The 15,513-nt window shown below is 70.3% G+C and carries 5 protein-coding genes and 1 pseudogene; 4 read left to right on the top strand and 2 right to left on the bottom strand.

Annotated features, from left to right (window positions below; genetic code table 11):
• Window positions 1-25: 25 nt before the first annotated feature.
• Together AB0N76_RS07100 and AB0N76_RS07095 are read left to right on the top strand one after the other, a co-directional pair.
• Window positions 26-292: pseudogene (locus AB0N76_RS07100) on the top strand (hypothetical protein); the annotation flags it as partial.
• 284 nt (window positions 293-576) lie between these two features.
• Window positions 577-1,185, top strand: a complete 609-nt coding sequence (locus tag AB0N76_RS07095) for a ferredoxin (protein WP_363554020.1) — start codon at window positions 577-579, stop codon at window positions 1,183-1,185.
• A gap of 1,219 nt (window positions 1,186-2,404) precedes the next feature.
• Here AB0N76_RS07095 and AB0N76_RS07090 read toward each other — a convergent pair.
• Together AB0N76_RS07090 and AB0N76_RS07085 are read right to left on the bottom strand one after the other, a co-directional pair.
• Window positions 2,405-2,947: a hypothetical protein gene (locus tag AB0N76_RS07090; protein WP_363554018.1), complete on the bottom strand. Its 543-nt coding sequence runs from the start codon at window positions 2,945-2,947 to the stop codon at window positions 2,405-2,407.
• 79 nt (window positions 2,948-3,026) lie between these two features.
• Window positions 3,027-3,254, bottom strand: coding sequence for a hypothetical protein (locus tag AB0N76_RS07085; RefSeq protein ID WP_363554016.1), 228 nt, complete (start codon window positions 3,252-3,254; stop codon window positions 3,027-3,029).
• 1,206 nt (window positions 3,255-4,460) lie between these two features.
• Here AB0N76_RS07085 and AB0N76_RS07080 point away from each other — a divergent pair.
• Window positions 4,461-8,795 (top strand): LamG-like jellyroll fold domain-containing protein, encoded by a 4,335-nt coding sequence (locus AB0N76_RS07080; protein WP_363554014.1) that lies wholly within the window; start codon window positions 4,461-4,463, stop codon window positions 8,793-8,795.
• 93 nt (window positions 8,796-8,888) lie between these two features.
• Entirely contained in the window at window positions 8,889-15,422 is a 6,534-nt protein-coding gene (locus AB0N76_RS07075; protein ID WP_363554012.1) for an RHS repeat-associated core domain-containing protein, read from the top strand.
• Window positions 15,423-15,513: the final 91 nt, after the last annotated feature.

Raw genomic sequence — 15,513 nt, 5'->3', positions numbered from 1 at the left:
CCGGCGGCTCTCAAAGCCCGTCCGCACGGTCACCGGGCTGAGCCTGTGGCGCAGCCGGCAGCTGTTGGACAGCGCACCCGCCGCCGTCCGGTCGGACGTCCCGTTCGACATCGCCGCCCGCGTGGCGCAGCATCTGCACCAGGCCGGCGTGCCCACCGCCATCCGGTGCGGCTGGTGCCGGCGCACCCTGCCCGGCGACACGTCGGTCGACCCCGGCCCGTGCGCATCGCCGTACTGGCCGACCGCCCACTGCCGGGCCGACTCCATGAACGGCTGTGATTGCGAGTTCTGAGCCGCAGATGGCCCCCTGTCCGGGTGCACCACCCACGAGTTTCCCTGAAGCCCTGCCGAGGGTCCGCTCCTGCCGTCCCTGGGGGCCGTCCTTCCTGGCGCTCTCCGCCTCCGGGACCTGGCCGCGGCCGGCGCAGGCCAGGGATCGGATCGGGTCGCGGTGGTACTGACGGGCTTTCTCCTGCCGGCTTCGTGGCGCCGGTCGTAGGCGGCCGGAGCGGCAGCGGACCCGCGTCCCCTGTGGCCGCCGTCTGTGGCGCGTCGGCCCGGCGGTAGCCTCCGTCCATGGCATGGAGATGGCTGGAGAACCTGCTGCGACCCGAACCGCGGCCCGTCCGGCCGCCGGCGCTGCCCGAGGGATGGGACGAGCCCGTGGCCGGCCTCGCGTACTGGGACCCCCTGCCGACCGCCCGCCTGCTCGCCGACCCCAGCGGCTTCGGCGTCGCCACCTGGAAGAACCGCAACCGGTACAACGTCCCCGGTCCCTTCTACACCGGCTGGACCGACACCGGCGGCCCCGGCCCCGTGTACGCGGCCGAGCTGGTCGGGTACTGCCCCTCCTTCATGGAGGTGGTCCTCGTGCAGCCCCGCACCCCCGAGCAGGTGCGGACACTGCTGGACGGCGCAGCCTCACTCGAGCCCACCGGCGGCTACGCCTGGGACGGCGACGACCACTGGACCCCTCAGGCCGTCCGCCAGTGGTGGGCCGACCGGCACGCGCTGCGGGAGTGGTTCGAAGACGAGGAATCCGGATACGCCGAGGCAGGGCACCGCTGGGCCGCCTGGGAGGCGGACCTGGCGACGTACCTCCGCGGCTATCTCTTCTGGCTCACCGAACGACGCCAGCCCCGGTCGGACGAGGAACTGCCGCCCCTGGCCCTGGGTACCCCGTGACGCTCGGTCCCGGCGGTCCGGTCGTGCCCCGGCGGCAGGGTGGAGCGGGCGACCTCCACCATCAGCACCGGCACCCCCGACTCCGGACCCCGTCGCACGTCGGCCGGGCGCACCTTGCGCCTGCTGCCCGGCAGCGGGACTCGGCCGCGGTCGACCAGGACCGCACCGTGCCGACCCCCACCCGCGACCCCAGGAACGCTGCCGCCGAGGGCGAACGCGAGCACGCTCTCGTTGACCGCCATCGTGTGCTGCGCACCGGAGCGCGCGGCACCCCGAGTGGTGCCGCCGATCTCCGAGCGGACCATCCCGAGCACGCCGGGCGGCCGCGGCCTCCCGGCGGCGCCTTCCAGCCGCCACGTCTTGTGCCGGGCAGCGGTGTTGCCGTCAGAGGCGACCAGGCCGTGCGACGCGAGATCGCGCAGCGCCTACCGGACTGCCTTGCCGCCTGGCGCTGCTGCTCCGCCCGGTCCGCCTGGATGGTCTGGTAGACCGCCATTCCATGAAGGTGCCGGCTCCGCCCGGGACCAGCAGCGCGAGCACCCCGAGGTTCACCCCGGCCAGCGCCGTGCCAGCGCGACGGGCGGGTGGCCCTCCCGGGTGCCCCCGGGGGCCGGCGGAACCGAGTCCTGGTGACGGTCCACACCTGGCCGCGATCTGGCGGAAATAGCGTTGCTCACGTACGCGTCACCGCCACCACCCGCGCCGCGGGCCCCATCGGCGCGCCTCCGGTCGGCCCTGAGAACGGACGACTGCTCTGGAGCGCCGGCCCCACCAGCAATCTCACACCACGACACCAGTTCACCCTCCACCAAGCTGGCCCACCTACCTGCGAACCCAGCCCACCTGACAGCCGCCCGGCCGGAGCCAGGCGCAGCAGGTCCCTGGACGGTAGTCAGGACTCCTGGACCCGGATGCCGTCGGCACGGCAGCTGCCACCACCCGAACGTCACCCGCCGCACCCACCTGCCGCGCCCAGACCGCACAGGGAATCAGGGGTATCCGCCCACGTCACAGCACACGACAACACCCCACACCACAGCAGCACGCGACAGCCAACCAGCCATCGATCCCGCGACGCCTCCCCGGACCGCCACCAGAAGAACCCGGGACGGCCGCCGTGCGAAGCCGGTGGAAGCGCAGCGGGACGGCGACGGCGGCGCAGCAGGCAGGCAGGCAGGCGGGCAGGCGCAGCAGCCCCGCCCCCAGACGGGCAGGGCCTTCAGGCCAGGCCGGTGAGCAGTCGCTCTGCGGCCATGACGACCAGGAGTGCCGCACCGGCCACCAGGTACCGCGTCGCGCGTTGCATCCTTCTCGCCCTGAGCTGGTGAACGCTGATGCAGCGCCACAACTCGAGGACGGCGGCGTCGGCCGCCGTGGCGACGCTCTGAGCGACGAATCCGGCCCGGAACTCCTCCGCAGAACCGCAGGCGCTGACGGTGTCGCCGTAGCTGAAGGCGAGCGGCACCGGGAAGCCGGACGGCCGGGACAACGCCGGACGGCCGCGGAACCCAGTGAGCACGGAAGCCGACAGAGCTGCCGAGATCGCGCTCACCACCAACGCGACAAGCGCGACCGCCCCGACGACCGGCGACACCTCCGACGATGTCGCCCCTGAGGCGAACACGGCCCCGGTGATGACAAGCGCGTTCGCACTCAGCAGAGCGCCGGCCCGATTCACCAGACCGAGACGGAGTCCATCAGCCCGGACAAGATGCCACTGGGCAAGCTGCAACCTCTCCTCCTCGGCCAGTTCCACACCCATCGCCGGCTCCCATCCCCAGTACCCCACCCACCAGGACAAGCCCGGCCGTCCACCAGACGGTTCCCACCTCGACGAAGGCTCACGCGCTGCCGAGCGCCGGGCGGTGGCCGCACATCCCCAGTGCCATGACCATCTGGTACTGGGTCTCCCACGTACGGGAGTCACGGACCTCCCGCTCAAGGGCCTCCAGGAGCGGCGGACCCGCTGCGGGGTCGGCAAGCCGGCGCAGCCGGGTCGCGGCGGAACGCCGCTTCGGCGACAACCGGTGGCCGAGCTGCTCCACGGCCTTGTCCAACGTCGACGCCATCACGGTCCCTGTCTGCGCGGCTTCGTTCCGGGCGCAGCGCAGGGCCTCGTACCGACACCGTCTGCCGGGTGGTTGGGGGATGCGCCCGCTCCGGTGTCCTGGGCCGAGGAGGGGAACCGATCGATGAATGCGGCCGGACGGTTGGCGTGGAGTTCCTCGGCATCGGCCGGTCGCAGTTCCCGTCGCAGCTCTTCGTCGCCGTCCCACACCTGGGATGTCACCACATATCCGCACCCCGGTGACATCCACGGCTCCCCCGCCCCCGCACGCCGCCACCGACAAGGGCCGGTGACACCAGCCGATCTCCCAGTGGCGACAAACCGCAGATTCGCACAGCCGGTCCGGCCGGGCCTTTTCCCGCAGCTCCGGCTTCGAGCCCTCCTTCCCCCCGATCGAGCCCCGGCACGTCCGACACGGGCGCAGCGCGGCGTCGGCCGTACGGGCGCGGTCTCCAGCCGTTCTTCGGCCTCCCGTTCCAGGCGTTCCGTCCACTCGGCGAACGAACCGGCCTGGATGTACGCCACCCGGTACTGCTTCAGCACCTTGCCATCGTCCATCGACCGCGATGTCGAACCAGGTCAGCTCGTCACCGGCGCCGTCGGAGACTACCCAGCGCTGTTGCGGCAGTTCCTGTCCACGCCCCTGGCGCGGGTGTCCGGTGAGCACGAACTCGACCAGCGGAGCGGTGAACCCGCCAGCCGAGCGGTTCACGCGCGGCGGTGGGCAGGGGAGGGCCCACAGGATCCCGGATGCGGCACCCGGTCGGCGAGGGCGTGGAGCCCCGGGTGAGCAGGGTGCCGGCGGTGATCATGTCGGCCGTGCCGGGCCGGTCGCGGTGCCGTCGGTGCGGCGGGTGGCGGGCTTGGGTCGGGTGCTCGTTCCCGGCGGTGCGCGCCCGGCGCGGGCGGTCGAACCGCAGACGCGATCCGAAGAACGGGCCGACGCATTGCCAACTCGTGCGGATCGCGCGCTGGCACACTTCACGTCAGCGGCCGCCTGCACCAGGCCCACAACTGCCCCGTCGCATGTGATGTGCCCCGTATTCCGGTGGCTGGGTCTTCCGATTTCGCCCGAGCTTCCCCCGGCCTGATACGGCGGCGCCCAGAGCCATCTCTCGTGCTTTTCTGATGCACCGTGACGGGGCTTTTACGTGCCCACCAGGGTCCGTTCAAACTTTGCCCCTTACCAATAGTCGGAGCTTACGCAGTGAGAACAGCAGCAAGGCGGTCGGGCAGTCTGCTCGCCGCGGCACTCGCCTCGATAGCGCTGGCCGCGACCGCGGTGGTGCCGGCCTCCGCCACCGGAGCGACACCTCCGCCCGGCGCCACGGACACCCAGGACACCGCCGAAACCCTCGCCGTCCACGAGGCCGCTCGCACCGGCAAGCCGGTGGAGGTGCTCGCCAAGCGCAGCGAGACCAGTGACACCGTCGCGCAGCCCGACGGCAAGCTGAAGACCACCACCTACGTCCAGCCCAAGCGGGTGCGCAAGAACGGCAGCTGGGTGGAGCTCGACCCGACGCTGCAGACGCTGCCCGGCGGGGGTATCGCCCCCAAGGGGTCCACCGCCGACCTGCGGTTCTCCGGCGGTGGCAGCGCACCGCTGGTCACGATGGCCCGGGCCGGCAAGGAGCTGAGGCTCAGCTGGCCGAAGCCGCTGCCCGCGCCGAAGCTCAACGGCGCGACCGCCGAGTATGCGTCGATTCTTCCCGATGTGGACCTGCGGCTGTCCGCCACCAAGACCGGGTTCACGCAGGTCATCGTGGTGCATACGGCTGAGGCCGCGAAGAACCCCGAGTTGGACCAGCTCCGGTTCGGCCTGGTGGGCACCGGTCTGTCGGTCAGCCAGGAGGGCGACGGCACCCTCAAGGCGACGGACCCGTCCGGCGGCGGCACCGTCTTCGAGGCGCCCGTTCCGGTGATGTGGGACTCCTCCAAGCCGTCCGCCACCGCTTCGAAGCCCTTCGAGGCCGCTCCGCAGGCGGCGGCGCAGGCCGAGGCCCCCGCAGCGCCCGCGCCGAACGACCCGGCCGCCGCCGGCTACGGCGACCTGCCCGGCGAGGGCGCGAAGATGACCCGGCTCAAGGTCGACCTGCCCAAGGACGGCCTGCTGCTCACGCCCGACCAGGGCATGCTGGACGCCCCGGACACCGTCTACCCGGTGATGATCGACCCGGCGTGGAACACCCCGCACGCCGGCGACTGGGCAGGCGTCTCGCGCAGCTACCCGAACCAGGCGTACTGGCACTTCACGAACACCGGCAGCTACGTCCACGACTGGGGCGTCGGCCTTTGCAACGGCGACTCGCGCTGTGTGCCGGCCGACGTCAAGCGGGCGTTCTTCCAGGTGGCCAACCCGTTCGTCGGCAAGCAGATCCTGTCCGCCACCTTCGGCACCTACGAGAGCTGGTCGTACTCCTGCGACGCCCGACCCGTCGAGCTGTGGAACACCGGCCACATCGCCCCAGGCCTGACCTGGAACGGCCAGAACGCCTCCGGGTTCTGGGGCCGCTACCTGCAGACCATCAACACCGCCAAGGGCTGGAGCGGCAACTGCCCCGGGGGATGGCTGGAGTACGGCGAGGACGGCGCGGTGCGCAACCTCGTCCAGGACGCCGCCAACTGGGGCTGGCCGACCATCAGCTTCGGTCTGAAGGCCCAGAACGAGGGAGACACCCTCGCCTGGAAGCGCTTCACCGACGACGCCTACCTTTCGGTGTACTACAACATGCGGCCCAACCAGATCCCGATGTCCGACATGACGATGTCTCCGGGGTCGGTCTGCCAGTACCCGGGCATCAGGATCAACAAGATGCCCCAGGTCACCACCCGGGCCAGCGACCCGGACGGCGAGGCCATCGGTGTGCAGTTCGCGGTCGGCTGGAACGACGGCACCGGCCTGCGCCGGCGCTGGTGGTCCACCGGCTCGGAGGACGCCGCACCCGCGGGCAACACGTTCAAGGCCTCCGGCTCGATGTTCTCCTGGCCGCTGCCCACCGACCTGCCGCAGGACCTCCAGCTCGACTGGGAGGCCCGCGCCTGGGACGGCACCCAGTGGGGGCCGTGGTCCGCCGACGGTGACCCGACCGGCTGTTACTTCATCGTCGACACGTCCGCTCCGGACGGGCCGGCGATCACCTCGGACGCCTACCCGGGCTCCAAGGACGCCACCGCGGCATTGCCGTGGACCGACGGCGTCGGCAGGGGCGGCAACTTCACCCTGAAGTCCGCCGCCACCGACGTGGTCAAGTACCAGTGGGGCCTGGACACCTCGCCGTCCGCGGCGAACGAGGTGGCCACCAGCGGCGGCGCCGGGCAGACCGTGCGCGTCCAGCCGCAGACGGCCGGCGTGCACTTCCTGTCCGCCCGGGCCGTCGACGGCGCGGGGAACGCCTCGCAGCCCGAGACGTACTACTTCAACGTGCTCGCCGGGCAGACCCAGCGCACCGGCTGGTCGATGGACGACGCGAGCGGCACCGGCGTCACCGGAGCCGGCGGCGGCTTCGAGGCCGCCCTCGGTTCCGGAGCCGCCCTGGGCGCGCCCGGCCACCTCGGCGGGGCCCTCGCCCTGGACGGCACCGTCAACGGCTACGCCGAGACCCAGGGCACGGTGCTGAACACCACCCGCGGCTTCGCCGTCTCCGCCTGGGTCAACCTCACCGACAACACCCGCAACCGGGTCGCGGTCAGTGAGAACGGCAGCTCCGCGGCCCGATTCGCCCTCGGCACCTTCCAGGGCAAGTGGGCCATGTGGACGTCCAGCCGGGACAACCCCACCGACTACGCCCTCGAACCGGCGAGTTCGGACGCCCCCGTGGTGCTCGGCCAGTGGACCCACCTGGTGGGCGTCTACGACCCGGCCGCCAAGACCGGCACCCTGTACGTCAACGGCGTGCCCGGCACCCCGGTGAACGTCGCCGCCGACTGGGACGTCCACGGCGCGCTCGAGTTCGGCCGCTCCAAGTACTTCGGCAACTGGACCGACCCGTGGAAGGGCTCGGTCGACGAGATCCGGCTCTGGGACCGCTCCCTGAGCAGGGCCGAGGCCGCCGACGTGGCCGCCGACAAGCAGCTCGCCACCGGGCTGCCCGCCAGGTCGGTCTGGCACCTGGACGGTGCCTCCGCCAAGCCGGTCGGCACCGCCGAGACGGACAACCTGACCGCCTACAACGGCGTCGCCCTCGGCCGGCCCGGCATCGCCGACAAGGCGATCCACCTGGACGGCGTCGACGACTACCTGCGCGGCACCCGCCCGCAGGTGGACGCAAGCCGGGACTTCTCGGTCTCCGCATGGGTGAAGTTGCCCGCGCCCACCCCCGGCGACACCACCCCGAAGATGGCGGTCACCCAGATCGGGCGGCACAACAACGAGTTCTCCCTGTACTACTCGCCCTACTGGGGACGCTGGATCTTCGGCCGCTACAAGGAGGACAGCTCCACCGACACCCTGGTGCGCACCTGGCAGGACGCCTGCACGACGGGCACCCAGATCAACGGCGTGCCGTGCTTCAGCGGCACCACCGGCGAATGGACGCACCTGCTGGGCGTCTCCGACACCGCCGCCAGGAAGCTGCGCCTCTACATCAACGGCTTCCTGGTCGGCGAGTCGGACTACACCCAGAACGCGCCGTGGGCCAACCCCGGCCCGGTCCAGATCGGCGCGGTCAACCGCGAGGGCGTCAACGGCGAGTTCTTCGGCGGCGACATCGACGACGTGCGCCTGTACGACCGCGTCGTCACCGGCCGGGAGGCCAGTGCGATGGTGCAGCAGCGCCCGCAGCTGGCCGGCCGCTGGAAGCTCTCCTCGGCCACCGGCACCCCGGCCGTCACTCCGGACGAGGGCCCGGCCAAGACCGGCGCCCAGCTCGGCGGCGGCGCGTCGATCAAGGCTGACGGCGGTGTGCTGCCCGTCCCCGGCACCCTGCTGCTGGACGGCTCCACCGGCTACGCCGCGACCGTCTCGACCCCGCTGCACACCGGCCAGAGCTTCACCCTGGCCGGCTGGGCGAACACCGCGGGCGTCCCGACCCGGAAGATGACGGCCCTGTCGGTGGCAGGCGCCGACAACAGCGCGGTCACCGTGCGCTGGGTGCCGCTGGGCAACAACCCCGTCACCGGGCAGCCGTACGGCCAGTGGGAGGCCGAGGTCCGCGACACCGACGCCAACACCGGTGGGACGCGCACCAGGACGGCACACACCTCGGCCATCTCCGTCATGGAGAACTGGACCCACCTGGCGGTCAGCTACGACGCCTTCGCGGACCGGCTGTTCCTGTACGTCAACGGCCAGGTCGAGAACCAGGGCTGCGCGGACGGCGACAAGACCTGCACCCCGCACATCTCCTGGGCTCCCGGTGTCCCGCAGCCCTACGAGGCGGGCGGCGGCGTGCAGTTCGGCCGGAACAAGGAGTCCGGCGCCTGGGGCGAGTACTTCTCCGGCGAGCTGGACGACGTCTGGCTGTTCCAGGGCGTGCTGAGCCCCGCACAGATCGGCAAGCTCGCCGACAACGGTGTCGAGCTGGACACCTCCACCGGCGTCTGATCCCCCTCCTGCCGCGGGCCGGGCGGCTACCTGCCGCCCGGCCCGCGGTCTGTCCCAGCCCATTCCATCTCCCTTCCAAGGAGTCGTTCCCCCATGAGCAGGAAGAGGTCGGTGCTGCGGCGGCCGGCCCGGTCGAGGGTGTCCGCGGTCATCGCGGGCACGCTGATCGGGTCACTGCTGCCGGCACTGCCGCTGGCCGCCGTCGCGGCGGCCGCGGCACCCTATACGAAGCCGGCGGCGGTCTCGCCCGAGAAGCCGGTCAAGGGTTCCGACGCCAAGACCAAGGGCCGCAAGGCCGACACCACCGTCAGCAAGGTCGACGGCCGGCATGGCGGCCTGCCCGGAGCGGGCAGCGCCACCGTCGACGTACCCGGTGAGAAGGGCAAGGCCGTCAAGGCCGGGCAGCTTCCGGTCGCCGTGGCGTCCGCCGGCTCGGCGGGCACGGCGAAGGTCGAACTGCTCGGCCAGGACGCTGCCGCCAAGGCCGGGGTCAACGGCGTGCTGCTGACCGTCTCCGGCGCCGACGAGAACAGCGGACTCGCCGTCGACTACTCCTCCTTCGCGCAGGCCGCGGGCTCCGGCTTCGGCTCGCGCCTGAAGCTGGTGCGGCTGCCCGAGTGCGCGCTGACCACGCCCGAGCTACCCGAGTGCCGGGTGCAGACCCCGCTGCCGGGCGGCAACGACGTCGCGAAGCAGACCGTCGCCGCGGACGCCCTGACCACGGCCCCGGCCGGGTCGATGCGCTTGCAGTCCACCTCCGGTGCGATGGTGCTGGCCGCCACCACCGGCAGCGCCGGCCCCAGCGGCGACTACAAGGCCACGCCCCTGTCGAGCGCGTCGAGCTGGTCGACCGCGCTGAACAGCGGCGCGTTCACCTGGTCGTACGACATGCCGCTGACCGCCATGCCCGGCGGACTGACGCCGAAGGTCGGGCTGTCGTACAACTCCGGTGCGATCGACGGACGGACGGCGAACAGCAACAACCAGGCCTCCTGGGCCGGCGACGGCTTCGACCTCTCGCCGGGCTTCGTCGAACGCAGCTACAAGGCGTGCGCGGACGACGGCGCGCCGAAGGTCGGCAAGGCGAGTCCGGGCGACCTGTGCTGGGGCACGGACAACGCCACGATCAGCTTCGCGGGGCACGCGGGTGAGCTGATCCCGGTCTCGGGCGACGAGTGGCGGATCAAGAACGACGACGCGACGAAGGTGGTGCGCGTCCGCGACACCGGACGCGGCAACGGGGACAACGACGGCGAGTACTTCCGCGCCACCACCACCGACGGCACCAGCTACTACTTCGGCTACAACCGCCTCCCGAACTGGTCGGCCGGCAAGCCGGAGACCAGGTCGGTCTACACGGTGCCGGTGTTCGGCAACAACGCGGGCGAGCCGTGCAACGGTGCCGACTTCGCGTCCTCGTGGTGCCAGCAGGGCTGGCGGTGGAACCTGGACCTGGTGGTCGACGCCCACGGCAACGACATCACCTACTGGTACACCCCCGAGACCAACAACTACGGCCGTAGCCTGAAGGCCACCGACCGCACCCCGTACGTGCGCGGCGGCCGTCTGGACCACATCGAGTACGGCCAGCAGCAGAGCGACCTGTACTCGGCCGGCGTCAAGCCGATGGGCCGGGTCGACTTCGCCACCGCCGAACGCTGCCTGGAGACCACGGCGGGGGTGTGCGACCCGGCGAAGATCGACCCCAACCGGCAGTACTGGTACGACACCCCGTGGGACCAGACCTGCAAGGACGGCACCGACTGCACCACGCAGTTCTCGCCGACCTTCTTCACCCGCACCCGCCTCACCCAGATCGCGGCCAAGACCCTGCAGGCCGACGGCGGTTACGCCACCGTCGACACCTGGGACCTGACCCACAAGTGGGGCACCGCCGACTTCGACTACCAGCTCCTGCTGGACTCGATCAAGCACACCGGCTCCTCCGCCACCCCCTCCGTGCCGCTGCCGAGGACCACCCTCGCCTACAAACAGCTGGCCAACCGGCTCGACAAGGTCGGCGACGGCCGCATGCCGTTCATCAAGCAGCGCCTGGGCACCGTCACCGACGAGCGCGGCGGCCAGATCGACGTCAACTACTCGGCCCCGGCCTGCGACTGGAACGCCCTGCCCACCCCGCAGACCAACACCACCCGCTGTTTCCCGCAGATGTACCAGGCCTCCGAGGAGACCCCGGTCCTCACGGAGTGGTTCAACAAGTACGTCGTCGACGCGGTCATCGCCACCGACCGCACCGGCGGCGCACCCGACATGGTCACCCACTACACCTACCTCGGCGACGCCGCCTGGCACTACGACGACGAGGACGGCCTGACCAAGGACAAGCTCAAGACCTGGTCCCAGTGGCGCGGCTACGCCCGCACCCGGGTGGAGACCGGCGGCGTCACCGGCATGACCACCCAGGCCGACCACTACTTCCTGCGCGGCATGGACCAGGACCGCAACAACCCGGCCGACAGGAACGGCAAGCGCTCCGTCACCGTCGACGACGGCCAGGGCACCGTGCTGACCGACGACAACGCGTGGGCGGGCTACGAGTACCGCACCGAGCAGTACGACAAGCCCGGCGGCGTCATCCTCGGCAAGAACACCAACACGCCGTGGAAGACGGAGACCGCCAGGCGGGTCCGCGACTGGGGCACCACCACCGCCAACATCACCGGCACCGCCGTGACCCGCACGTTCACCTCCCTCGACAAGGGCGCGGGCAGCAGGTGGCGGGAAACCCGCACCAACAACACCCGCGACGGCTACGGCCGGACCACCACGGTCGAGAACCAGGGCGACGTCGCGGTCCCCGACGACGACACCTGCACCCGCACCACGTACGCCGACAACACCGGCGCCTGGATCCTCACGGGCGCCACCCGCGTCGAGGTGGTCGCCGCCAGCTGCGCCACCGACGTCAACCGGGACACCCGGACCGACGGCACCTCGGCGGTGCTCTCGGACATCCGCTACCGGTTCGACGGCCAGGGCTTCGGCACCGCGCCCGCCAAGGGCGACATCACCCTCATCCAGACGCTCAAGTCCCGCACCGGCAACAACGCCACCTACCTGGACCACGCCGCCGCCTTCGACGGCTACGGCCGCCCGCTGAGCAGCACCGAGCTGGCCTCCAGCACGGTCTACGACCTCAGCGGTGCCACCAACCCGGTCACCACGGCCTCGCCGAGCGCCCGGACCAGCACCACCGCCTACACCCCTGCCACCGGTCGGCCCACCAGGACGGTGGAGACCACCCCGCCCGCCAAGGCCGGCGACGCCAGCACCGCCCAGACCACCACCACCGACTACGACCTGCTGCGCGGCCAGGCCGTCGACACGATCGACACCAACGGCCGCCGCACCGACCTCCTCTACGACGCGCTCGGCCGCACCCTGAAGGTCTGGCTGCCCGACCGCTCCAAGGGCGCCGGGCAGACCCCGAACCAGGAGTACGCCTACACCGTCGCGGACAACCAGATCGTCTCCGTCGCCGCCAAGACCCTCAACGAGGACGGCTCCCAGCAGACCGCCCACACCCTGTACGACGGCTTCGGGCGGAGCCGACAGACCCAGTCCCCCGCCGACAACAACGGTCGGATCCTCACCGACACCTTCTACAACGAGCGGGGCCTGGCCACTCTCTCCTACTCCGCGTACTACGCCACCGGCGCCCCCTCCGGCATACTGCGCAACATCGACGACACCACCGGTGTGGAGAGCCAGGCGACACAGGAGTTTGACGGCCTCGGACGTCTCGTCAAGTCCGTCGCCCTGGCAGGCAACGGCGTCGGCACGCCGCTGGCCACCACGCTCATCGAGCACAACGGCGATCGCGTCACGGTCACTCCGCCCACCGGTGCCACTCCGACCACGACCATCACGGACGTGGCTGGGCACACCGTCGAACTGCGTCAGTACAAGTCCGCCACCCCTGCAGGCGCCTACGACAGCACAACCTACGGCTACGACCCGGCAGGCAACCTCACGAAGCTGACCGACCCGGCCGGCACCGTCTGGACCTGGCTGTACGACCAGCGCGGCCGTCAGACCAAGTCCGTCGACCCCGACACCGGCACCTCGGTGAAGACATACAACGACCGGGGTCAACTGACCACCACCATCGATGCTCGCGGCAAGACGATCTTCAATGTCTACGACAACCTCGGCCGTCTGACCGAAACCCACGACGGCTCCTCCACCGGCCCGCTGCGGACCTCTCAGGTGTGGGACCCGGCAGGGAACACGGGCCAGCTGTCCTCCAGTTCCCGCTTCAACACGGTCGACGGTCAGACCTACGAGTACAAGACCACGTACTCACTGTTCGACGCCCGCTCCCGACCGACCCGCACCACCGTCACCGTCCCGTCCGTTCCCGGGCAGGAGGCTCTGGCTGGGAACTACATCACCGGCGCCACCTACCGCCTCGACGGCCAGTCCAGATCTGTTACCTACCCGGCAGCAGGAAATCTCGCGGCCGAATCCGTGGCTTTCACGTACGACGGCCTCCACCGGCTCACTGCGTCCGAGGGCCTGACGAAGTACCAGAGCGGCCAAACCTACAGCCTCACTGGCAAGCCGCTGCAGACCACTCTCAGCAATGGCACCGCCAGCAAGGAGGTCTACGTCACCAACGCCTATGAGTGGGGCACCCAGCGCCTCGCCTCCAGCCGCACCGACCAGTACGGCATCACCGGAGCCGCACGCGCCGCCGCCTACACCTACGATCAGGCCGGCCACGTCACCTCCGTCACCGACACCTCCCGTGCCGGCACCGACCGGCAGTGCTTCCAGTACGACTACCTGACCCGCCTCACCGAGGCCTACACCCCCAACACCGGCACTTGCTCAGCACCCAACGGCACCCACCTCGGCGGCCCCGCCCCGTACTGGACCAGCTGGACCTACAACACCAACGGCACCCGGGCGAGTGAGACCCGGCACGACACCACCGGCAATACCGGACTGGACTCCACCACTTCCTACACCTATCCCGCTCCCACCTCGGCCCGGCCGCACACCCTGACCTCCACCAGCACCGTCACCGGCACTCTCGCGACGCCGGTGGTGGAGAGCTACGACTACGACGAGGCCGGAGCCACCAGCGGGCGCCACCTCAGGCCCACCGGCAACCAGAGCAGCGACCAGACCCTGACCTGGGACACCGAGGGGCGGCTGCGCCAGCTCGCCGGCACGGTGAAGACCACGGCCGGCTCCACCACCACGACCACCAGTCAGACCACCGACTACCTCTACGACGCGGGTGGAAGCCGCCTGATCGGACACACCCTCGACACCACCGACCCGGCTGCGGAGAGCTGGACGCTCTACCTCGGCAGCACCGAACTCAAGCTGGTCAAGGGGGCCACCAAGGCCACCGCCACCCGCTACTACCCCGTCGGCTCCGGCACCGCGGTTCGCACCGACGACAACCTGGTCTCCTTCCAGGTCAACGACCACCACGGCACCGCCGAGATCAACATCGACGCCACCACGGGCGCGATGGACCAGCGCCGCTCCCTCCCCTTCGGAGCAACCCGTGGCACCAAGCCCGTCACGTGGCCGGGCAGCCGAGGCTTCCTCGGCGGCAACACGGACAAATCCACTGGCCTCACCCACCTCGGCGCCCGTGAGTACGACCCCATAACCGGACGCTTCATCAGTCCCGACCCGGTATTGGCCGCAGCCGACCCCCAGTCGCTCGCCGGCTACACCTACAGCAACAACGACCCCATCAACCTCAGCGACCCCAGCGGTCTGCGCCCCGAGGGCACCTGCGGTGGCTTCGGCACCTGCGAGACCCCGGAAGGCACGCTCATCCAGGAGACCTGGACCTCGAACCACGGGGCCTGGACCGACAAGATCCGCAAGATACCGTGGCCGGTGCGCGTCGGAGCGGGCGGCTTCAAGCCCAACATCTGCAACAACAAGGCGAACCCCTGCGAATTCTTCAGGTACGCGGAGAAATCCGCGAAAATCTGCAAGGAGGTAGGTGGTTGCGGTGTCTACCGTACAAGCACCTACCCGCGCAACAATGACAGCTCCCATGACATCCTCCGAGCGTGGTTTCTCAACGCGTTCGACAATTCCGATGTGGTGAACTTCGGCGCAGGCGACCCGTTGGTGAAGGACCTCGTCAAGCAGTCGGAGGTGAAAGATCTAGTCGGCATCCTGCTCGCCAATTACAAGGCCAACGGAAGCAAGGCGATCGGCCAGGAACTAGAGAATGATTATGAGGACATCGGCCCCGGCGAAGGGAATCGTTGGTGGCTCGAAACGCCACTCGGAATCGCCAACGACGTCGTTGGCACATTGACCAACGGGGTGGTCGGCACCAACGGCGAAGCTAAATCCGTGATGGGCTCGTTCAAGGTGAAGGGCAAAATCGCCAGCGTCGGACCAGCCCCGGAAGGCTGGCGTGTCGTAAACATGACTTTCACGGTAGACGATCAATGGGACTGGAAGTCGGCGACCAAGCTCGCGGACCGCGGGAAGCAGCTACCACTGTGGGCTAGATTGCCTCTCGGCCCTATTGTGGGCCCATTGGTGGGGGACAGTGGCCGATCCATTGAGAACCACTTCGAGTGGGGGTACCGCACCGTCCTCTCACCCGAAGACTGATCCGGCGGCAACTGTCATCCGGTGAACGAATCCGGGGAGTGCTCCGCAGTCACGGCCGCGAAGCACTCCCCGGGCTCCCGCCAACAAGGTC

The sequence above is a fragment of the Kitasatospora sp. NPDC093806 genome, assembly GCF_040683335.1.
Lineage (GTDB): Bacteria > Actinomycetota > Actinomycetes > Streptomycetales > Streptomycetaceae > Kitasatospora.
This window is presented reverse-complemented; position numbering and strand designations above follow the sequence as displayed.